This window comes from Janibacter hoylei PVAS-1 (assembly GCF_004025845.1).
GTDB classification, from domain to species: Bacteria; Actinomycetota; Actinomycetes; order Actinomycetales; family Dermatophilaceae; genus Janibacter; species Janibacter hoylei.
Genome location: NZ_PIPF01000014.1, coordinates 69,078 through 90,768, shown reverse-complemented (window position 1 = coordinate 90,768; position 21,691 = coordinate 69,078). Strand labels below are relative to the sequence as shown.

17 protein-coding genes and 1 tRNA gene are annotated in these 21,691 nt (G+C 71.5%); 3 read left to right on the top strand and 15 right to left on the bottom strand.

The window, feature by feature from the left end; all coding sequences use genetic code 11:
- Positions 1–15: 15 nt before the first annotated feature.
- Positions 16–2,682 carry a DNA polymerase I gene (gene polA, locus CWN80_RS14620; protein ID WP_007928358.1) on the bottom strand — a complete coding sequence of 889 codons (2,667 nt, stop codon included), beginning with the start codon at positions 2,680–2,682 and terminating at the stop codon, positions 16–18.
- Positions 2,683–2,765: 83 nt separating this feature from the next.
- Between polA and CWN80_RS14615 the strand changes: the two genes are divergently transcribed.
- The 3 genes from CWN80_RS14615 to CWN80_RS14605 are packed head-to-tail and all read left to right on the top strand — an operon-like array spanning position 2,766 to position 5,660.
- Positions 2,766–3,191, top strand: coding sequence for a PaaI family thioesterase (locus tag CWN80_RS14615; RefSeq protein ID WP_007928356.1), 426 nt, complete (start codon positions 2,766–2,768; stop codon positions 3,189–3,191).
- Positions 3,192–4,892: a hypothetical protein gene (locus CWN80_RS14610; protein ID WP_007928354.1), complete on the top strand. Its 1,701-nt coding sequence runs from the start codon at positions 3,192–3,194 to the stop codon at positions 4,890–4,892.
- A 15-nt stretch (positions 4,893–4,907) separates the two neighbouring features.
- A complete protein-coding gene (locus CWN80_RS14605; RefSeq protein WP_007928352.1) occupies positions 4,908–5,660 on the top strand; it encodes a DUF554 domain-containing protein in 753 nt (250 codons plus the stop codon).
- A 9-nt stretch (positions 5,661–5,669) separates the two neighbouring features.
- Here CWN80_RS14605 and CWN80_RS14600 read toward each other — a convergent pair whose 3' ends face one another.
- The 14 genes from CWN80_RS14600 to hisI all read right to left on the bottom strand — a co-directional run bounded on the left by CWN80_RS14600 (position 5,670) and on the right by hisI (position 21,675).
- Positions 5,670–6,269 carry an ANTAR domain-containing response regulator gene (locus CWN80_RS14600; protein WP_007928351.1) on the bottom strand — a complete coding sequence of 200 codons (600 nt, stop codon included), beginning with the start codon at positions 6,267–6,269 and terminating at the stop codon, positions 5,670–5,672.
- A gap of 29 nt (positions 6,270–6,298) precedes the next feature.
- A tRNA-Leu gene (locus CWN80_RS14595) sits at positions 6,299–6,384 on the bottom strand.
- 45 nt (positions 6,385–6,429) lie between these two features.
- Positions 6,430–7,926, bottom strand: a complete 1,497-nt coding sequence (pyk, locus tag CWN80_RS14590; RefSeq protein ID WP_128277476.1) for a pyruvate kinase — start codon at positions 7,924–7,926, stop codon at positions 6,430–6,432.
- An 86-nt stretch (positions 7,927–8,012) separates the two neighbouring features.
- The gene (locus CWN80_RS14585) at positions 8,013–9,470 is read right to left on the bottom strand and encodes a glutamate synthase subunit beta (RefSeq protein WP_007928347.1); all 1,458 of its coding nucleotides are present in this window, start codon (positions 9,468–9,470) and stop codon (positions 8,013–8,015) included.
- Positions 9,463–14,028, bottom strand: a complete 4,566-nt coding sequence (gene gltB, locus CWN80_RS14580) for a glutamate synthase large subunit (protein WP_007928345.1) — start codon at positions 14,026–14,028, stop codon at positions 9,463–9,465. The genes CWN80_RS14585 and gltB overlap by 8 nt, the downstream gene beginning before the upstream one ends.
- A gap of 124 nt (positions 14,029–14,152) precedes the next feature.
- Positions 14,153–15,028 carry a prolipoprotein diacylglyceryl transferase gene (gene lgt, locus CWN80_RS14575; protein WP_007928343.1) on the bottom strand — a complete coding sequence of 292 codons (876 nt, stop codon included), beginning with the start codon at positions 15,026–15,028 and terminating at the stop codon, positions 14,153–14,155.
- Positions 15,025–15,822 carry a DsbA family protein gene (locus CWN80_RS14570; protein WP_128277475.1) on the bottom strand — a complete coding sequence of 266 codons (798 nt, stop codon included), beginning with the start codon at positions 15,820–15,822 and terminating at the stop codon, positions 15,025–15,027. The genes lgt and CWN80_RS14570 overlap by 4 nt, the downstream gene beginning before the upstream one ends.
- Positions 15,819–16,298, bottom strand: coding sequence for a MauE/DoxX family redox-associated membrane protein (locus tag CWN80_RS14565; RefSeq protein ID WP_040881362.1), 480 nt, complete (start codon positions 16,296–16,298; stop codon positions 15,819–15,821). The genes CWN80_RS14570 and CWN80_RS14565 overlap by 4 nt, the downstream gene beginning before the upstream one ends.
- Positions 16,295–17,104, bottom strand: a complete 810-nt coding sequence (gene trpA / locus CWN80_RS14560) for a tryptophan synthase subunit alpha (protein WP_128277474.1) — start codon at positions 17,102–17,104, stop codon at positions 16,295–16,297. Before trpA ends, CWN80_RS14565 begins: the two co-directional genes overlap by 4 nt.
- On the bottom strand, positions 17,101–18,324 hold the full coding sequence (trpB, locus tag CWN80_RS14555; RefSeq protein WP_007928337.1) for a tryptophan synthase subunit beta: 1,224 nt from the start codon (positions 18,322–18,324) through the stop codon (positions 17,101–17,103). Before trpB ends, trpA begins: the two co-directional genes overlap by 4 nt.
- 11 nt (positions 18,325–18,335) lie before the next feature.
- On the bottom strand, positions 18,336–19,127 hold the full coding sequence (gene trpC, locus CWN80_RS14550; protein WP_040881383.1) for an indole-3-glycerol phosphate synthase TrpC: 792 nt from the start codon (positions 19,125–19,127) through the stop codon (positions 18,336–18,338).
- Between the two features lie 9 nt (positions 19,128–19,136).
- Complete coding sequence (locus CWN80_RS14545; protein WP_007928333.1) at positions 19,137–19,727, bottom strand: Trp biosynthesis-associated membrane protein; 591 nt, start codon at positions 19,725–19,727, stop codon at positions 19,137–19,139.
- Positions 19,724–21,295 carry an anthranilate synthase component I gene (locus CWN80_RS14540; protein WP_007928331.1) on the bottom strand — a complete coding sequence of 524 codons (1,572 nt, stop codon included), beginning with the start codon at positions 21,293–21,295 and terminating at the stop codon, positions 19,724–19,726. Before CWN80_RS14540 ends, CWN80_RS14545 begins: the two co-directional genes overlap by 4 nt.
- A complete protein-coding gene (gene hisI / locus CWN80_RS14535; protein WP_007928329.1) occupies positions 21,292–21,675 on the bottom strand; it encodes a phosphoribosyl-AMP cyclohydrolase in 384 nt (127 codons plus the stop codon). Before hisI ends, CWN80_RS14540 begins: the two co-directional genes overlap by 4 nt.
- Between the last annotated feature and the right edge of the window lie 16 nt (positions 21,676–21,691).

Genomic DNA, 21,691 nt, shown 5'->3' with positions numbered 1-21,691 from the left:
CGCACCGGGGTCAGGTCAGTGGGCGGCGTCGTGCCAGCTGCGTCCCCGACCGACCGACACGTCCAGCGGGACGTCCATGTCGACGGCGCGCCCCATCTCCTCGCGCACGAGTGCCTCGACCGCCGCGTCCTCGCCGGCGGCCACCTCGATGACGAGCTCGTCGTGCACCTGCAGGAGCACGCGTGAGCTGAGCTCTCCCTCGCCGAGGGCCCGGTCGACCCGGAGCATCGCCAGCTTCATGATGTCGGCCGCCGAGCCCTGGATCGGTGCGTTGAGCGCCATCCGCTCGGCCATCTGACGTCGCTGCCGGTTGTCGCTGGTCAGGTCGGGCAGGTAGCGGCGACGACCGAGCATCGTCTCGGTGTAGCCGGTCGCCCGAGCCCGGTCGACGACCTCCTCGAGGTAGTCGCGCACGCCTCCGAAGCGCTCGAAGTACTCGTCCATGAGGTCGGTCGCCTCGCCCGTGGAGATGCCCAGCTGCTTGGACAGGCCGAAGGCGCTCAGCCCGTAGGCCAGGCCGTAGGACATGGCCTTGACCTTGCTGCGCATCTCGGCCGTCACGCCATCGGGCTCCACGCCGAAGACCCGCGCGCCGACGAAGCGGTGGAGGTCCTCACCGGTGCGGAAGGCCTCGATGAGCCCCTCGTCGCCGGACAGGTGGGCCATGACCCGCATCTCGATCTGGCTGTAGTCGGCCGACATCAGCGACTCGTGGCCGGGTCCGACGACGAAGACCTCGCGGATGCGCCGGCCCTCCTCGGTCCGGATCGGGATGTTTTGCAGGTTGGGGTCGGTCGACGACAGCCGGCCGGTCGCGGCGATCGTCTGCTGGTACGTCGTGTGGATGCGCCCGTCGTCGGCGACCGACTTGATGAGCCCCTCGACGGTCACCCGCAGCCGCGTCGCATCGCGGTGGCGCAGGAGCGCCTCGAGGAAGGGGTGCTCGGTCTTGGCGTGGAGATCTGCCAGCGCGTCCGCGTCGGTCGTGTACCCCGTCTTGGTCTTGCGGGTCTTGGGCAGGCCGAGGGTGTCGAAGAGGACGGCCTGCAGCTGCTTGGGCGAGCCGAGGTTGATCTGCTCGTCCCCGATGGCCGCCCACGCGTCCGCCTGGGCCGTCGCGACCTTGTCGGCGAACTGCGCCTCGAGGTCGGTCAGCGCCTCGGAGTCGACCGCGATGCCCGCCGTCTCCATGGCGGCGAGCACCCCCACGACGGGCAGCTCCACCTCGCGCATGAGCCGGCTGCCGCCGGTCTCCTCCACCTGGGCCTCGAGGAGCGGCGCGAGCTCGACCGCGGCCGCCGCGCGCACCATGGCCTCACGACCGGCCGAGGAGTCGTCGGTCGCGAAGTCGAGCATCCCCTGGTCGACCTCCGCGTCGTCTCCCCCGAGATCGCGACCGAGGTGTCGCACCGCGAGGTCGGCGAGGTCGTAGGAGCGCTGGTCCGGCCGGACGAGGTAGGCCGCGATCGCGGTGTCGACCGCGAGGCCCGCCAGCGGCAGACCGGCCGTGGCCAGTGCGAGCATCGGGCCCTTGGCGTCGTGCAGGACCTTGGGCCGGTCGGCGTCGGCGAGCCAGTCGCGCAGCGCAGCCTCGTCCTGGCCGCTGATCTCGACGACGTCGACGTAGGCGGCCTCCCCTTCGGCCGTGGCCAGGGCCAGACCGCGGACGTCACCCCGGCCGCGCCCCCAGTCACCGACGACGTCGAGCCCGAGCCGCTCACCCGCGTGCTCGTCGAGCCACGTGCGCACCTCGCCGGCAGCGAGCGCCCGCCCGTCGACCTCGACGCCGCCACTGACCTCGGACTCGGCGGTGTCGAAGGTCGTGAAGAGCCGGTCGCGCAGCACCCGGAACTCGAGGCTGTCGAAGAGCGTGTGGACCTGCTCGCGGTCCCACCCGCGTCGGACGACGTCGTCCACGCCGACCGGCAGGTCGACGTCGCGCAGCAGGGCGTTGAGCCGGCGGTTGCGCAGGACCTGGTCGAGGTGGTCGCGCAGCGACTGGCCGGCCTTGCCGCCGATCTGGTCGACCGAGGCGACGATGCCCTGCAGGTCGCCGTGGGCGTTGATCCACTTTGCCGCCGTCTTGGGGCCGACGCCGGGGACACCGGGCAGGTTGTCGCTCGTCTCGCCGACGAGCGCGGCGAGATCGCTGTAGCGATCGGGGCCGACCCCGTACTTGTCGGTGACCGCCTCGGGCGTCATCCGCACGAGGTCGGAGACACCCTTGCGCGGGTAGAGGACCGTCGTGCGCTCGTCGACGAGCTGGAGCGTGTCGCGGTCACCGGAGCAGATGAGCACGTCCATGCCGGCCTCGCGCCCCTGGGTGGCCAGCGTCGCGATGATGTCGTCCGCCTCGAAGCCCTCGAGCTCGACGTACGTGATGTTGAGCGCGTCGAGCACCTCCTTGAGCAGCGGGATCTGCCCGGAGAAGGCGTCGGGGGTCGCGCTGCGGCCGGCCTTGTACTCCGCGTACTCCTCGCTGCGGAAGGTCGCCCGGGAGACGTCGAAGGCCACCGCGACGTGGGTGGGGTCCTCGTCCCGCAGCACATTGATGAGCATCGCGACGAAGCCGTACACACCGTTGGTGTGCTGCCCCGTGCTCGTCGAGAAGTTTTCGGCAGGGAGCGCGAAGAAGGCGCGGTAGGCCAGGGAGTGTCCGTCTAGCAGCAGTAGTCGACTCACGCGCCCAGACTAGGTGCTTGGCCCGACACCCCGTCGCCGTGGCAGGCTGGGCCGACACCCCTTCGACATCTGCAGGAGAGTTGATGACCGACCGACAGTCCCCCTCTGCCGAGGAGCTCAACGCCCACCGGGGAGCGCTGGCCGAGCGCATGGGGATCGAGATCCTCGAGGCGACGACGGACCGGATCGTGGCCCGGATGCCCGTCGAGGGCAACACCCAGCCCTACGGGCTCCTCCACGGCGGCGCGAGCGTCGTCCTCGCCGAGACCCTCGGCTCGATCGGTTCCGCCGTGCACGCGCACTCCCTCGGCAAGATCGCCGTCGGCCTCGACATCAACGCCACGCACCACCGGGCGGCCCGATCCGGCTGGGTGACCGGCACCGCCATACCGGTCACCCTCGGTGGCAGCGTCGCCTGCTACGAGGTGACGATCACCGACGACGAGGGCCGGCGCACCTGCACCTCGCGCATCACCTGCATCCTGCGCGACCTGCCGCCCGGCGCCTGAGTGGCCCCCCGCTCCTCCGGTCGGCGCGGTCCCGCCCTGCGCGCACGCGTCCGCCGCATCGACCCCCACCGGCTCGACCCCCGCCGCTGGACGACGACCGACCGCCTCGTCGCCCTGGCCGTCGTCGCCGTGCTGCTCGCGCCCACCTTCGCCGTCGTCGAGGCGCTGACCCACGGCTGGCAGCCCAACGGAGACGACGCGACGATCGCGCTGCGCACGGCCGGCATCCTCGACGGGCAGCTGCCGGTCACCGGCATGCGCAGCACGTCCGGTGACGGGATCGACGTCAACCTGTCGACGCACCACCTCGGACCGCTGCAGTTCTACCTCCTGGCCCTCCCGCTGGCCCTCGCCGGCGGCTCCGCGGCCGGCATCGCCGTGGGTGGTGGGCTCATCGCCGCCACGGCATCGGTCCTCACCGTCACCTGGGCCCGTCGACTCGGCGGCGCGCTCGGTGTGGCCGTCTTCACCTGCGGGGTCCTGCTCACCCAGTGGGCCATCGGCACGGACGCCCTCTTCCGGCCCTTCAACCCCTTCGCCCCTCTCCTGCCGACCTTCCTCGCCCTGGTCCTCCTGTGGGCACTGGCTCGCGACGACCGGCGGGCCCTGCCTCCCTTCGTCGTGGCGGTCTCGCTCATCGCCCAGTCCAACCTCGCCTTCCTGCCCCTCGCCGGCGTGCTCGCCGTCGTCGCGGCGGCGCTGCTGCTGTGGCCCCGACTCACCCACACCCGCCGCGTCCGCGCGGCCACCGACGGCCGCAACCACCGGTGGGCGCTCGGCCTGGGCGTCGTCGTGTGGCTGCCGAGCATCGCCGAGCTCTTCGTGCACCACCCCAACAACCTCACCCAGATCGTGCGCTGGGCCACCTCGGGCACCGGTGATCCGATCGGCTTCACCGAGGGCGCGACATACCTCAACCTCATCGCCCCGGCACCCGGAGGCTTCCGGCGGTCGACGGAGGACCTCCTCGTCGACGGCACCGGGCCGGCCACCGTGCTCGGCATCGGCCTGGTCCTGCTGCTCGCGGTCATCGCCACCGGCTACCGCGTGCCCAAGGGGCGCGCGAGCAGCGCCTGGCCCGCCCGCGTGGCGCTCGCTGCCAACATCGGGATGCTCCTCACCGCGTCCCGGCTGCCTGAGTGGCCGCTCGCGCCCTACTGGGTCATCACCTGGCTGCCCGTGGCCGCCTTCACGTGGTGCGCACTCGTCTGGCGTGGCCTGGCCTACCTCGACAACGCGACACCGCACCTGCGCCCCCGGGTCGCCCTCCCCCTCGGAGGTGGGCTGGTCGCCGGCGGCGTCGCGGCAACCGCCCTGGCCCTGCCGCCCGCCTGGGCGGAGATCGACTCGATGACCGCCGTGGCGCAGGCGGCCGGGGACGACCTCGGTGACGGGCAGGGGCGGCACGTGCAGATCAACGGGCTGGGTTTCACGCCCACGCTCGGGGCGTCACCCGCGATCGCCTGGCAGGTCCACCGGCAGGGCTGGCAGCCGCACTTCCTCACGTCGTGGCCCTTCCCGGAGGACGCGGACCACCTGTGGATCGAGAGCGCGCCCGAGGGGTCCGACCGGCTCTACGTCACCGACAGCACGCAGCCTGAGCTCATCAAGGACATCTCCGCCTCGGCACAGCGCGTCGCGATGGTCCCGATGCAGCACCGCGAGGGCGAACTGGGCATCTACCGCGACCGCGGCGACTGACGGGAGCCCGCACCCATGGACTTCATCGGGGCCGGGACGGCGCTCAACGTCCTGACCGTCGTGGCCGGGGCCCTCCTCGGCATGGCCGTGGGCGGCCGCCTCCCGGAGCACACACGTGACGTCGTCACCGACTGCCTGGGGCTCGTCACGCTGCTCATGGCCGGCCTGTCGGCGATCGACGTGACCTCCCCGGCCCTCGCCGACGCCCTCGGCTCCGGCGCGCCGGTGCTCATCGTCCTCGGCTCACTGCTCATCGGCAGCGTGGCCGGCTCACTCCTGGGGATCGAGCGTCGGCTCGGGACCCTCGCCGGCCGCGTCCAGTCCCTCGCCGGCCGCCGCCGCGCCGACGCCGCCGGCCGGCAGCGCTTCGTCGAAGGCTGGCTGACGGCCAGCCTGCTCTTCTGCGTGGGGCCGCTCACCATCCTCGGGTCACTCGACGACGGGCTCGGGCGCGGCATCGACAAGCTGGCGCTCAAGTCCGTGCTCGACGGCTTCGCCGCGCTGGCCTTCGCCTCGACCTTCGGCGTCGGGGTGCTCTTCTCTGCCGTGAGCGTCGCCGTCGTCCAGGGCTCGCTGACCCTCGTCGGCATGGCGCTCGGAGCGATCCTGCCGGAGGCCCCCATCGCAGCACTCACCGCCACGGGTGGTCTGATCCTCGTCGGGATCTCGCTGCGGCTGCTGCAGATCCGTCAGGTGCCCGTCGGCGACATGCTGCCGGCGCTCGTCGTGGCGCCGCTGCTCACCCAGCTCGTCGTCGCCCTGAGCTGAGCCCGGGGCTTAGGCCTTGTCCATCCCGGCGACGACGGCGTCGGCGACCTCGCGCATGCCGAGGCGACGGTCCATAGCCGTCTTCTGGATCCAGCGGAAGGCCTCCGCCTCGCTGATCTTCAGCTTCTTCATCAGCACGCCCTTGGCCTTCTCGACGGCCTTGCGGGTCTCCAGCCGCTCGCCGAGGTCCGCGACCTCCGACTCGAGCGCCTTGAGCTCGGCCCAGCGCGACGTCGCGACCTCGATCGCCGGGGTGACGTCGGAGACGGTGAAGGGCTTGACGATGTAGGCCATGACCCCCGCGTCGCGGGCCCGCTCGACGAGCTCCTTCTGCGAAAAGGCGGTGAGCATGATGACGGGGCAGATCCGCTTCTCACCGATCGTCTCGGCCGCCGTCAAGCCGTCCATGACGGGCATCTTGACGTCCATGATGATCAGGTCCGGCTGGAGCGAGTCCGCGAGCGAGACGGCCTCCTCGCCGTTGCTCGCCTGTCCGACGACCTCGTAGCCGGCATCGGTGAGCATCTCGGCCAGGTCGAGCCGGATGAGCGCCTCGTCCTCCGCGAGCAGTACCCGCAGGCCCTGCTGGCTCTCGGTGTCCACCGTCATGGTTGATCCTCCGTGGGTTGGTCTCGAACTGGTGCCGAGGGCGGGACTTGAACCCGCACGCCCTTGCGGGCAAAGCATTTTGAGTGCTCCGTGTCTGCCATTCCACCACCCCGGCCGGAGTGCGCCGCAAGCATACCGACCGCAGGGGGTCCCTCCCGACTCAGCCCATCCCGCCGGGGAGTGCGCCGGCGCTCCCTTCGGGCACGCCGTCCTCGCCGGCCCGGTAGGCCACCGTCGTCTTGTTGCGGGCGTCGCCGATGCGGTGCACCCGCAGCGCATTGGTCGAGCCCGGCACCCCGGGCGGCGAGCCGGCCACGATGACGACCCGGTCGCCCTCCTCGACCCAGCCGAGGTCGAGCAGCTGCTCGTCGACCATCAGCGCGTACTGGTCGGTGTGCGTGACCGGAGGGGTGAGGAAGGTCTGCATGCCCCACACGAGCGAGAGCTGCGAGCGGGTGTCCTGCACCGGGGAGAAGGCCAACATGGGCAGACCCGAGCGCACCTGTGCCAGGCGTCGCGCCGACCCGCCGAGCTGGGTGAAGGCGATGAGGTACTTCACCCCCAGGGCCTCCCCCGTCTCGGCTGCTGCGGCGGCGATGACGCCCCCCTGGGAGGTCGGCGGCGCCATGAGGTCCCGCATGCGGCTCAGGCCCTGCTCCTCCGTCGTCTCGATGATCTTGGACATCGTCTTGACGACCTCGATGGGGAACTTCCCGACGGCGGTCTCCCCCGAGAGCATCAGGGCGTCGGCGCCGTCGAGGACCGCGTTGGCGGCATCGGAGGCCTCCGCCCGGGTCGGGCGCGAGTTGTCGATCATCGACTCGAGGACCTGGGTGGCGACGATGACCGGCTTGGCCTTCTGCCGGCACAGCTCGACGGCCCGCTTCTGCACGAGGGGCACCTGCTCCAGAGGCAGCTCGACGCCGAGGTCACCGCGGGCGACCATGATCCCGTCGAAGGCGTCGATGATCTCCTCGAGAGCCTCGACCGCCTGCGGCTTCTCGATCTTCGCGATGACGGGCAGCCGCACGCCCACCTCGTCCATGATCTCGTGGACGCGGGTGATGTCCGCCGACGAGCGGACGAAGCTCAGCGCGATGTAGTCGGCGCGCAGCCCCAGGGCCCAGCGCAGGTCGTCCTCGTCCTTGTCCGACAGGGCCGGAGCGCTCACCGCGGCGCCGGGCAGATTGATCCCCTTGTTGTCCGACAGCGGGCCCCCGTAGACGACGACGCAGCGCACGTCGGTCTCGTCGACGTCGTGGACGGCGAGGGTGATCTTGCCGTCGTCGACGAGGATCGTGTCACCCGCGCGCACGTCCCCGGCCAGACCGGGATAGGTCGTGCCGACGACCTGCTGGTCGCCCGGCACGTCTCGCGTGGTGATGGTGAAGTGGTCGCCGGCCGCGAGGACGATCGGGCCGTCGGCGAAGCGCCCGGTGCGGATCTTGGGGCCCTGCAGGTCGACGAGCACACCGACGGCGCGACCGACGTCGTCGCTCGCCTCGCGCACGCTGCGGTAGTTGGCCTCGTGGACGGCGTGCTCACCGTGCGAGAGGTTGAGCCGGGCGACGTCCATGCCAGCCGAGACCAGCTCACGGATGCGCTCGGGGGTGGATGTCGAGGGACCGAGGGTGGACACGATCTTGGCGCGACGCATGTCACCACCCTATGACCGTGACGCCACCACGGACGAAGGGGGATGACCGCCGACACGGTCATCCCCCTTCGTCGGGCCGTGCCGGCTCAGACGACGAGCGGACGGTCCGTGGGGTTGATCGGGCGCGGCAGCTGCGAGCGGCCCATGAGATAGGTGTCCACACCGTTGGCCGCGGCGCGGCCCTCGGCGATCGCCCACACGATGAGCGACTGCCCGCGGCCGGCGTCACCGGCGACGAAGACGCCCGGGACACCGGTCTGGTAGTCCTTGCCGCGCACGATGTTGGAGCGCTCGTCGGTCTCGAGCCCGAGCTGCGCCACCACACCCTCGGGGTCCGGGCCGAGGAAGCCCATGGCGAGCAGGACGAGCTGGGCCGGCAGGACCCGCTCGGTGCCCTCGACCGGCTCGAAGCCCTGGTCCGTGCGCTCGACCTCGGTCAGGCGCAGGCCGGAGACCTTGCCCTCGTCGTCGCCGATGATCTCCGTCGTCGAGACGGCGTACACGCGGTCGCCACCCTCCTCGTGCGCCGAGGCGACGCGGAAGAGCATCGGGTAGGTCGGCCAGGGCTGGTTGGCGGGACGGTCCTCGCCGGGCTGCGGCATGATCTCGAGGCTCGTCACGGACCTGGCGCCCTGACGGATCGAGGTGCCGATGCAGTCGGCGCCGGTGTCGCCGCCGCCGATGATGATGACGTCCTTGCCCTCGGCCGTCACCTGGCCCTCGACCTCCTCGCCGACCGCGACGCGGTTGGCGGGGGGCAGGAAGTCCATGGCCTGCATGACGCCGTCGAGTTCGCTACCGGGGACCGGCAGGGCGCGCGGGACCGTGGCGCCGATCGCGAGGACGACCGCGTCGTAGCGGTCACGCAGCTGCTGGCCGGTGATCTCGTCACCGATGGCGACACCGGAGCGGAAGCGCGTGCCCTCGGACTTCATCTGCTGGATGCGGCGGTCAAGGATCCGCTTCTCCATCTTGAACTCCGGGATGCCGTAGCGCAGGAGCCCGCCCGGTGCGTCGGCGCGCTCGTAGACGGCGACGGTGTGCCCGGCGCGGGTCAGCTGCTGCGCAGCGGCCAGGCCCGCCGGGCCGGATCCGACGACGGCGACGGTCTTGCCGGTGAGCCGGTCCGGGATCTGCGGCGGGACGTCACCACGACCGAAGGCCTCCTCGATCGTCGTCACCTCGATCTGCTTGATCGTCACGGCCGGCTGGTTGATGCCGAGGACGCAGGCGGTCTCGCAGGGGGCCGGGCAGAGCCGACCGGTGAACTCCGGGAAGTTGTTCGTCGCGTGCAGCCGCTCGATGGCGTCGTGCCAGTCGCCGCGCCACGCGAGGTCGTTCCACTCGGGGATGAGGTTGCCGAGCGGGCAGCCGGAGTGGCAGAAGGGGATGCCGCAGTCCATGCAGCGTCCGGCCTGCCGCTGGAGCTGACCGGCCTGCTGCTCCTCGTAGACCTCCTTCCAGTCACGGATGCGCACGTCTACCGGTCGGCGGACGGGCAGCTCGCGCTCGCGGGTGTTCAGGAATCCATGCGGGTCAGCCACGGGAAGCCTCCATGATCCGGTCCCAGACCTCGGCACCGTCGACGTCGAGGCCCTCGGCCTCGGCCTCGGCGCGGACGTCCAGGACACGCTGGTAGTCGCGGGGCAGGACGAGCGAGAAGCGGTCGAGACCGGCCTCCCCCTCGTCGAGCAGTCGTTGGGCCACGGCCGAGCCGGTGTGCTCGAGGTGCTCGGCGAGCAGTCGGCTCACCACCTCGCGGTCCCCGTGGCGAAGGGGGGTGATGTCGACGAGCTCGGGGTTGACGAGCGACTCGTCGAGATCGAGCACGAAGGCATTGCCCCCGGACATGCCGGCCGCGAAGTTGCGGCCGGTCGGCCCGAGGACGAGGACCGTGCCACCGGTCATGTACTCGCAGCCGTGGTCGCCGACGCCCTCGACGACGGCGGTGGCGCCGGAGTTGCGGACGCAGAAGCGCTCGCCGACGACACCACGCAGGAAGATCTCACCCGAGGTGGCGCCGTAGCCGATGACGTTGCCGGCGATGACGTTGTCCTCGGCGACGTACTTCGCGTCCTCCGGGGGCCGCACGATGATGCGACCACCGGACAGGCCCTTGCCGACGTAGTCGTTGGCATCGCCGACCATCGTCACGGTGATGCCTGCGGGCAGGAAGGCGCCGAGGCTCTGACCGGCCGAGCCGGTGAGGGTCAGCTCGATCGTGCCGTTGGGCAGGCCCTCCGGGTGCCGCTTGGTCACCTCGTGGCCGAGCATCGTCCCGAGCGTGCGGTTGACGTTGCGCACCGCGAACTCCGCCGCGACGTGCTCGCCACCCTCGAGTGCCGGCTGCGCCACCGCGATGAACCGGTGGTCCAGGGCGGCCTCGAGTCCGTGCTCCTGCGCCTTGGCGTGCCGGACACCCGAACCGTCGAAGGAGCTGACCTTGGCGAAGATCGGACCGAGGTCCAGGCCAGAGGCCTTCCAGTGGTCGACCGCCTTGCGCGTGTCGAGCAGGTCGACGCGACCGATCGCCTCGTCGAGGGTGCGGAAGCCGAGCTCGGCGAGCAGCTCGCGCACCTCCTCGGCGATGTACTCGAAGAAGGTCTCGACGAACTCCGGCTGGCCGGAGTAGCGCGAACGCAGCTCGGGGTTCTGGGTCGCGATGCCCACCGGGCAGGTGTCGAGGTGGCACACCCTCATGAGGATGCAGCCACTGACGACGAGCGGGGCGGTGGCGAAGCCGAACTCCTCCGCGCCGAGCAGGGCACCGATGATGACATCGCGGCCGGTCTTGATCTGGCCGTCGACCTGGACGACGATCCGGTCTCGCAGACCGTTGAGCACGAGAGTCTGCTGGGTAGAGGCCAGACCGAGCTCCCAGGGGCCACCCGCGTGCTTGAGCGAGGTGAGCGGGGAGGCACCCGTTCCGCCGTCGTGGCCGGAGATCAGCACGACATCGGCGTGCGCCTTGCTGACGCCGGCCGCCACGGTGCCGACGCCGATCTCGCTCACGAGCTTGACGTGCACCCGCGCCGAGGGGTTGGCGTTCTTCAGGTCGTGGATCAGCTGCGCCAGGTCCTCGATCGAGTAGATGTCGTGGTGCGGCGGCGGGCTGATCAGGCCGACGCCGGGCGTCGAGTGACGGGTGCTCGCGACCCACGGGTAGACCTTGTGGCCCGGGAGCTGCCCCCCTTCGCCGGGCTTGGCTCCCTGCGCCATCTTGATCTGGATGTCGTCGCTGTTGGTCAGGTAGGTCGACGTGACGCCGAAGCGTCCCGAGGCGACCTGCTTGATCGAGCTGCGGCGCTCGGGGTCCATCAGGCGGTCGAGGTCCTCGCCGCCCTCCCCCGTGTTGGAGCGGGCGCCGAGACGGTTCATCGCGATGGCGAGCGTCTCGTGCGCCTCCTTGCTGATCGAGCCATAGCTCATGGCACCCGTGGAGAAGCGCTTGACGATCTCGCTCACCGGCTCGACCTCGTCGATCGGGATCGACGCCCGGTCCTCGTCGAGGGCGAAGAGGCCACGCAGGGTCATCAGCCGCTCGGACTGCTCGTTGACCCGGTCGGTGTACTGCTTGAAGATGTCGTAGCGCCGCGCCCGCGTCGAGTGCTGGAGACGGAAGACGGTCTCCGGGTCGAAGAGGTGCGGCTCGCCCTCACGACGCCACTTGTACTCGCCACCGACCTCGAGGACCCGGTGCGGCGGGCGCATGCCCTCCGGCGGGTAGGCCCGCGCGTGCCGGGCCGCGGTCTCGGCTGCGATGACGTCGAGGCCGATGCCGCCGAGCTGGCTCACCGTGCCGGTGAAGTACTCGTCGACGAGCTCCTGGCTCAGGCCGAGCGCCTCGAAGACCTGTGCGCCGCGGTAGGAGGCCACGGTGGAGATGCCCATCTTCGACATCACCTTCAGCACGCCCTTGCCGAGCGCCTTGATGAGGTTGCCGACCGCGGTCTCCTCGTCGACCGCGGTGATGACCCCGCGACGGACCATGTCCTCGACGGACTCCATGGCCAGGTAGGGGTTGACCGCGGCGGCGCCGTAGCCGATGAGCAGCGCGACGTGGTGCACCTCGCGGACGTCACCCGTCTCGACGATCAGACCGACCTGGGTGCGCGTGCGCTCCCGGATGAGGTGGTGGTGCACGGCCGAGGTGAGCAGCAGCGACGGGATCGGCGCGAGGTCACGACCGGAGTCGCGGTCGGACAGCACGATGAACCGGGCGCCCTCGGCGATCGCGTCGGAGACCTCGGTGCAGATGCGGGTCAGGGTGGCGCGCAGCGCCTCCTCTCCCCCGGTCACGTCGTAGAGACCGCGCACGACGTGCGTCACCTTGCCGGGCAGCTCGCCGTCGGCGTCGATGTGGACGATCTTGGCCAGCTCGTCGTTGTCGATGACGGGGAAGGGCAGGACGAGCTGGCGGGCGTGGTCGGGGTCGGCGTCCAGGACATTGCCCTCCGGGCCGATCGCCGTGCCGAGCGCCGTGACGAGCTCCTCGCGGATCGCGTCGAGCGGCGGGTTGGTCACCTGGGCGAACATCTGGGTGAAGTAGTCGAAGATCAGCCGTGGCCTCTCCGACAGGACCGCCACCGGGGTGTCGGTGCCCATCGAGCCGAGCGCCTCCATGGCCTTCTCCGCCATGGGCATGAGCAGGATCTTCAGCTCCTCCTGCGTGTAGCCGAAGGTCTGCTGGCGGCGGGCGACGGACGCCGGCGTGTGCATGATGTGCTCGCGCGGCGGCAGGTCGCCGAGCATGATCCGGCCCTCGTCCAGCCACTGCCCGTAGGGGCGCTCGGCGGCGAGCTGGCCCTTGATCTCCTCGTCCTCGATGATCCGCCCGGCGGCGGTGTCGACGAGGAACATGCGGCCCGGCGTCAGGCGCCCCTTCTGCACGACGTGCTCGGGCTCGAGGTCGAGCACTCCCGACTCGGAGGCGAGGACGACCAGGCCGTCGTCGGTGACCCAGTAACGACCGGGACGCAGGCCGTTGCGGTCGAGGACGGCACCGACGAGCGTGCCGTCGGTGAAGGTCACGCAGGCGGGGCCGTCCCACGGCTCCATGAACATCGAGTGGAACTCGTAGAAGTCCTTGAGCTCCTGCGGCATGGTCGCGTGGTTCTCCCACGCCTCGGGGATCATCATCAGCACGGCGTGCGGCAGCGAGCGGCCACCGAGATGGAGCAGCTCGAGCACCTCGTCGAAGGACGCCGAGTCCGACGCCTCCGGAGCGCAGATCGGCATGATCCGCTGCAGGTCACCGGGGATGATGTCGCTGCTCAGCAGGGACTCGCGCGCCCGCATCCAGTTGCGGTTGCCCTTGACCGTGTTGATCTCGCCGTTGTGCGCGATGAACCGGAAGGGGTGGCTGAGCGGCCAGCTGGGGAAGGTGTTGGTCGAGAAGCGCTGGTGGACGAGCGCGAGCTCGCTCTCGAAACGCTCGTCGGACAGGTCGGGGTAGAAGGGCTCGAGCTGCGCAGTGGTCAGCATCCCCTTGTAGGCGATCGTGCGGGCCGACAGCGAGGAGAAGTAGACGCCGGTCTCGCGCTCGGCGCGCTTGCGGGCGACGAAGGCCAGTCGCTCGAGGGTCAGGCCGGAGACCTCGCCGCCGGGTGCGGCGACGAAGAGCTGCCAGAAGTCGGGCATGCAGTCGCGAGCCATCTGGCCGACGATGTCGCGCTGGACGGGCACATGGCGCCAGCCGAGGACCGTCAGGCCCTCCTCGCGGACGATCTCGTCGATGCGCTGGGTCATCGTCTCGCGCTCGCTCGCGTCCGTCGGGACGTAGGCGATGCCGACGGCGTAGTGGCCGGCCTCTGGCAGCTCGAAGTCGACGACCTCACGGAGGAACCGGTCGGGGACCTGGCTGAGGATGCCGGCGCCGTCCCCGACGAGCGGGTCGGCACCGGTGGCGCCGCGGTGGTCGAGGTTGGCCAGGGCGAGCAGGGCGTGGTCGATGATGTCGTGACCGGCGTGACCACGCATCGTGGCGACCATGGCGACGCCGCAGGCGTCCTTCTCCAGGTCGCGGCGGTAGAGACCGTCGTCAGGAGGGAGTGCCGACCAGCGCTCGTAAGGGGAGAAGGACACAGGGGTCACGTCGGTCACCGTCCTCGGTGGTGGTCGGGGACGTCCCCGGCGCTCGCTCGGGCGCAGCGTCGGGCACGTCTGGGATCAGGGGGCGTGCGGACGTCGGCGGCCGCGGTGAGTTGAAGTGTAACAGCGGATTGTCTTACCTAGTGAGAGATGATTTCTCACTATCTGAGACCTTGGTCTCGCTGCCAGGGTCGTCGCGTCGACCGCAGACGACGTAGATGACCACACCCAGGACGAAGACGACGATGCTCGTCCAGATGTTGACCCGCAGCCCGAGGATCGTGTTGGCCGCGTCGGTGCGCATCATCTCGATGATGATGCGGCCCACGGGGTACCCGGCCACGTAGAGGCCGAGCACCTGACCGGGGGCGAGACGCCGCCGACGGTCCACGACGAGCAGGAGGATCGCCAGGGCGAGGAGGAAGAGCGACTCGTAGAGGAAGGTCGGGTGGAAGGTCCCGAGGACGACCGGCTCCCCCGCCGCATCGACGACGGCCCGACCCGCCGAGCTGTCCCAGCGGTGGATCTCCAGCGCCCACGGCAGGTCGGTCTCCTGGCCGTGGATCTCGTTGTTGAACCAGTTGCCCCATCGGCCGATGGCCTGCGCGACGACGACACCCGGCGCGACGGCGTCGGCGAAGGTGAGGAACCCCACGCCCTCCTTGCGCAGCCCGAGCCAGGCGCCGAGCGCACCGAGGGCGATCGCGCCCCAGATCCCGAGACCCCCCTGCCAGATCTTCAGCGCGTCGACGGGGTGGCCCCCGTCGCCGAAGTACGGCTGGGGCGTGGTGATGACGTGGTAGAGGCGGCCACCGACGATGCCGAAGGGGACGGCCCACATGGCGACGTCGAGGACGAGACCGGGCTCGCCGCCGCGGTCACGCATGCGACGGTCACCGATCCAGATCGCCGCGGCGATCCCGGCGAGGATGCACAGGGCGTAGGCGTGCAGGGTGAGCGGGCCGAGCTCGATGACCCCGACCGTCGGCGAAGGGAGTGTCGCCGGGATCACGGGGTCTCCTCCAGCTCGGACGGGACCTCGCCGCTGGTGAGGATCTCCTCGAGCCGCGCGGTGTCCATCCGCCCGGTGGCCTCGTCGACCAGGCCGCCCCACTGCAGACGGGTGCCGTCGACGGTGAGCGCCGGGGTGCCCTTGAAGCCGGCCTTGAACGAGGCCTCGTCGACGCTGCGCACGTAGTCGACATAGGTCCCGTCGTCGGTGCACTGCTGCCACGCGTCGAGGGCGTCCCCCTCGAGCCCGGCCTCCTTGGCTGCCTCGGTGTAGGCGTCGGTCGGGAAGCCCTCGGCGGTCTCCTGCTGCGGCTGCCGGGCGAAGAGCGCCTCGTGGTAGGGCTCCCAGGCGCCCTCGTCGGCGGCGCACACCGCGCTCGACCCGGCGACCGCGGACGAGTCACCACCCGTGTTGCTGTCGATGACCGTCTTGAGGTGCACGCGCAGCCGGATCTTGCCGTCCTTGGCCAGGTCGGTGATCGTCGCGCCCGCAGCCTGCTCGAAGACCGCGCACACCGGGCAGCGGAAGTCCTCGTAGAGGTCGACGACGGGGGCGTCCTTCGGCGGCTTGGCGGCGGCGAAGGGCTCGATGGGCTCCCCCTTCGTCACGCCGTCGGGCAGCTGGCTCGTGCCGGTGGTCGACGCACCGTCGTCACGGCTGGCCCAGATCACGCCGCCGACGACGAGGGCCATCGCGAGGACGATGACGATCCCCGCCACGACGATGACATTGGCCCCGCGACCGGTGGTGCCGGCGGCCGCCTGGGCCTTGGCCTTGCGGTCCTGGGTGCTCATGCGTGCTCCTTGGTGGGCCCGAAGAGAGCCCGGTCGAGGCTGAGGGTCGAGGCCGGTCGCAGGACGAGCCAGACGCCGCACAGGGCGAGGGCGAGGTCGCGGGCGATCTCGCGGCCGTACCGCGTCTCGTCGGTCGCGACCTGACCGCCACCGCCGAAGCAACCGCAGTCGATGGTCAGGCCCCGTGCCCACGCCTGGCCGATCCCGATGACGAAGGCGAGCATGAGCACCGCGCCGAGGACGGCACTCACGCGGGTGAAGAGGCCCAGGACGAGCAGCAGCCCGACGACGACCTCGACCCAGGGCAGGGCGTAGCCGACCCAACGGGCCAGCTCGAAGGGGAGGACCTCGTAGGCCTGCACGGCGCGGGCCGCGCCGAGCGGGTTGCCGACCTTGAGGCCGCCGGCGAGGAGCAGGACCGCCCCGAGCACGAGGCGGAGGAGCAGACCGAGGTGGTCGCGCAGGCGGGCCGTCACGCCCGGCCCCGCACGCCCTCGGCGAGCTCGGCCGTGAGGGTGCGCAGCGCGTCGAGGCCGGCCTCGCGCTCGCGGTCGAGGAGGGTCGCGACGAGGGCCGACCCGACGATGACGCCGTCGGCGAAGGAGGCCACCTCGGCGGCCTGGGCACCGTTGCTCACGCCCAGGCCCACGCACAGGGGCAGGTCCGTGGCCTGGCGAACCCGGGCCACGAGCTCGGGGGCGCTGCTGCCGACGCTGCCGCGGGTGCCGGTGACGCCCATGGTCGAGGCGGTGTAGACGAAGCCGGAGCAGGCCGCGGTCACGGTCGCGATGCGCTCGGGCGTCGAGCTGGGGGCGACGAGGAAGATCCGGTCGAGGCCGTGGCGCTCGCTGGCCTCCCGCCACTCCCCCGCTTCGTCGGGGATGAGGTCGGGGGTGATCATGCCGGCGCCACCGGCGGCGGCGAGGTCGGCCGCGTAGCGGTCGACACCGCGACGGAGCACGAGGTTCCAGTAGGACATGACGACCGGGACCGCACCCGCGTCACGTGCGGCGGCCGTCGCCCGGAAGACGTCGTCGACGTGCACCCCTCCCGCGAGGGCCTCGGTCGCGGCCCGCTGGATCACGGGGCCGTCCATCACCGGGTCGCTGTAGGGCATGCCGACCTCGATGATGTCGGCACCGGCCTCGGCGAGGGCCGTGACGGCGGCCAGCGAGCCCTCGACGTCCGGGTAGCCGACGGGCAGGTAGCCGATGAGCGCTGCCCGGCCCTCGGCCCGGCAACGGGCGAAGACGTCGGTCAGTGCACTCGTCGCGCCGCTCATGACTGGGTCCCTTCGTCGACCAGGCCGAACCACTGGGCGGCGGTGTGCATGTCCTTGTCGCCCCGGCCGGAAAGGTTGACGAGGATCAACGCGTCCGGCCCGAGCTCCCGGCCGACCTCGAGGGTCGTCGCGAGCGCATGCGCGGACTCGAGCGCGGGGATGATGCCCTCGGTGCGGCAGAGGAGCTGGAAGGCGTGCATGACCTGCTCGTCCGTGGCGTAGCGGTACTCGGCCCGCCCGGTATCACGCAGGTGCGAGTGCTCGGGTCCGACGCTCGGGTAGTCCAGCCCCGCCGAGACGGAGTGGGTCTCGAGCGTCTGCCCCTCGTCGTCCTGCATGAGGTAGCTCATCGCCCCGTGGAGGACCCCTGGCTCGGCGGTCGCGAAGCGGGCCGCGTGACGGCCGCTCTCGATGCCCTCGCCGCCGGCCTCGACGCCGATGAGCCGGACCCCGTCGTCGGTGACGAAGCGGTGGAAGATGCCCATGGCGTTGGACCCGCCGCCGACGCAGGCGATGACGGCGTCGGGCAGGCGCCCGGTGAGCTCGAGCACCTGCTCGCGGGCCTCCTCGCCGATGATCCTGTGGAAGTCGCGGACCATCTCCGGGAAGGGGTGGGGGCCGGTCACGGTGCCGAGGACGTAGTGGGTGTGGTCGACGTGGGTCACCCAGTCGCGCATGGCCTCGTTGATGGCGTCCTTGAGAGTCGCGCTGCCGTGCTCGACCGCGACGACGGTGGCACCGAGGATCTTCATCCGGGCGACGTTGAGCGCCTGGCGCTCGGTGTCGACCTTGCCCATGTAGATCGTGCACTCGAGCCCCATGAGGGCGGCCGCGGTCGCGGTCGCGACGCCGTGCTGGCCCGCGCCGGTCTCAGCGATGACCCGCCGCTTGCCCATTCGCTTGGTGAGCAGGGCCTGGGCGAGGACGTTGTTGATCTTGTGGCTGCCGGTGTGGTTGAGGTCCTCGCGCTTGAGGACGATGCGCGCTCCACCGGCGTGCTCGGCGAAGCGGGGCACCTCGGTGATGATGCTCGGCCGGCCGGTGTACGTGCGGTGCAGCGCCGCGAGCTCCTCGATGAAGTCGGGGTCGACGGCCGCCTTGCGGCGGGCCTCGTCGAGCTCCTCGAGGGCGGGCACCAGCGCCTCGGGCACGTACCGGCCCCCGAAGGCACCGAACCTCCCCGGCGTCGACCCTGCCGGCTCGTGCTGCACGTCGTCCATCCCGTCCTCCGTCATCGTCGGGCCGCCGCGTCGATCATCGACCGGACACCGTCCACGGGGTCGCCCCCGACCACGAGGGCCTCGCCGACGAGGATCGCGTCGGCGCCGGCCCGCGCGAAGAGCGCAGCCTCCTCGGGTCCGCGGACGCCGGACTCGGCCACCCGGACGCACGAAGGGGGGATGAGCGGCGCGAGCCGGGCGAAGGTGTCGATGTCGACGTCGAGCGTCTTGAGGTTGCGGTTGTTGACGCCGATGACCGTGGCGCCCAGGTCGACGGCGCGCGTCGCCTCGGCCTCGTCGTGGACCTCGACGAGGCAGGTCATGCCGAGGGTGCCGGCCAGGGCCATGAGCTCGGCCAGTCGGCGGTCGTCGAGCGCTGCGACGATGAGCAGGATGATGTCGGCACCGTGGGCCCGGGCCTCCCAGATCTGGTACTCGCTCACCATGAAGTCCTTGCGCAGGACGGGCACGTCGACGGCGGCGCGGACCGCGTCGAGGTCGGCGAGGCTGCCGCCGAAGCGCCGCTCCTCGGTGAGTACCGAGATCGCGGTGGCGCCGCCCTCGGCGTACGCGGAGGCTAGCGCCGCGGGGTCGGGGATGTCCGACAGGGCGCCCTTGCTCGGGCTGGCCCGCTTGACCTCGGCGATGACCGAGAGGCCCGGGCGCCGCAGCAGGGCCTCGGCGTCCCGTGGTGCCGGCATGCCGTCGCACTGGCGCTGCAGCCGCTCGAGCGAGGTGACCGCCTCGCGTCCGGAGAGGTCGTCGCGGACCCCGTCGATGATCTGGTCGAGGACGCTGGGCATGTCCACAGGCTAGTCGACGCTCGGGTCGTCCCCGAGGGTGACCCGGTCCCAGTCGGAGTCGACCCGCTCACCTCGAGCGCCGCTGACGGAGTGCGCCTCCGTCTCGGCGCCGGGGCGCTCGTACTTGCTCCCGAGGCCGCCCCACCGACGACCGCCCGAGATGCCTCCGACGAGGGCGACGAGCAGGAGGCCTGCGGCAACCATCGCCACCCAGGGCCAGGCCGTGGCCGACCCGGTGGCCTCGAGGGTGCCGGTACCCCCGGAGTGGGTCGCGGCCACCGAGCCGAGGACGTCGGGAGCCGCGACGACGCAGCGCACCGACAGGGCCACGACGCCGGCGGCGACGAGGCCGAGGACCCCGAGGCAGATCCACCGGGCGACCCGGCCCGACGTCGTCGCGGCGATGGCTGCGGCCATGGCGACGAGCGCGATGCCGGCCAGGCCCGGCGCGGCCTCGGTCCCGACGGCGGCCGTGCGCACCGGGCCCGCGACGCCGTCGACGGTGCCGGTCACCCAGTCGGCACGCCCAGCGGCGAGCAGGACGATGCCGGCCGCGACCGAGAGCAGGACGACGACGAGCTTGCGGCCGAGGAAGGTCATGACGGGCCCCCTGCCGGGCGCAGGGCACGGGCGGCCGCGACGGCCGCGAGGGCGGCGCCCGCCTTGTGCACCGTCTCCTCCTGCTCGAGGCTCGGGACGGAGTCGGCGACGATCCCTGCGCCGGCCTGCACGTGCGCGACGCCGTCCTTGACGAGGGCGGTGCGGATCGCGATCGCCATGTCCATGTCGCCGTGGAAGTCGAGGTAGCCCACGACCCCACCGTAGACACCGCGGCGGGAGCGCTCGTAGCGCTCGACGAGCTCCAGCGCCCGGGGCTTCGGCGCGCCGGAGAGCGTGCCGGCCGGGAAGGTGGCGACGAGGACGTCGAAGGCATTGACCCCCTTCGCCATCTCGCCCACGACCGTGGACTCGAGGTGGATCACGTGGCTGTAGCGCCGCAGGTTCATGAACTCGACGCAGTCGACGGTGCCGGCGTCGCAGACCCGCTGCAGGTCGTTGCGCCCGAGGTCGACGAGCATGACGTGCTCGGACCGCTCCTTGGGGTCGGCGAGGAGGTCCTCCTCCAGCGCGAGGTCGTGCTCGGGCGTCTTGCCACGAGGGCGCGTCCCGGCGATGGGGTGGGTGATGGCGCGCCGACCGGTGACCTTGACGAGCGCCTCCGGCGAGGAGCCGACGACCTCGTAGACGGACCCGTCCGGGTGCGGCAGGCGCACGAAGTACATGTACGGGCTCGGGTTGCTCCGCCGCAGCGCACGATAGACCTCGAGGGCGTCGACCGGGCAGGGCGTCGAAAACCGCTGCGACAGCACGACCTGGAAGACCTCACCGGCGCGGATGTCCTCCTTGGCCAGCTCGACGATCTCCTCGAAGCGCTTGGCGGTGACATCGCTCGTGACGTCACCGCGGGCCGCCTCGGCCACCTCCGGGTCGACGGTGGCCACAGTGCTCGGCGCCGGGGCGGCCAAGCGCTCGGTCATGGCGTCGAGACGCTCGACGGCGTCCCGCCAAGCCTCCTCGACCCGCTCGTCGGTCGCGTCGTAGTTGATGGCATTGGCCACGAGCAGCAGCGTGCCGTCGCTGTGGTCGAGGACGGCGACGTCGGTCGCGAGCACCATGCCGAGCTCGGGGACGCCGAGGACGTCCGGCAGCTCGGCGGGCACCTTTTCCCAGCGCCGGACGGCGTCGTAGGTGATCGCCCCGACCATCCCGCCGGTGAGGGGCGGCAGGCCCTCGATCGGGTCGGTCGACAGGGCCTCGAGCGTCGCCCGCAGGGCGGCCGTGGGGTCTCCGTCCGTGGGGACGCCGGTCGGCGGCTCGCCGATCCAGTGCGCCTGGCCGTCCCGCTCGGTGAGCGTGGCCCGGCTCTGGGCACCGATGATCGACCACCGGGACCACACCCCGCCGTGCTCGGCGGACTCGAGCAGGAAGGTGCCGGGGGCGTCGCCGGCGAGCTTGCGGTAGACGCCCACCGGTGTCTCGCCGTCGGCGACGAGGCGCCGGACGACCGGCACGACCCGACGGTCGCGGGCCAGGACGGTGAAGGTGTCCAGCTCGGGCCACGTCCGGCCGGGCGTCAGATCGGGGACCTCGGCTCCGGGGGCCGTCATGCCCGCTCCCCCACGACCGCGCCGAGGTCACCGGCGTCAAAGCAGGTCCGGTCGCCGGTGTGGCACGCGGCGCCCACCTGGTCGACCTGCACGAGGAGGGCGTCACCGTCGCAGTCCAGGGCCACCGACTGCACGTGCTGCACGTGCCCGGAGGTGTCGCCCTTGCGCCAGTACTCCTGCCGGCTCCTCGACCAGAAGGTCACCCGTCCGCTCGTGAGCGTCCGGTGCAGGGCCTCGTCGTCCATCCAGCCGAGCATGAGCACCTCGCCGGTGTCGTGCTGCTGGACGATCGCCGCGACGAGGCCGGCGGGGTCGCGTCGTAGCCGGGTCGCGATGGGCTCGGGCAGGGGCGTGGTCGAAGGGAGGGACACGCTCGTCATTGTGCACCGCGTCGAC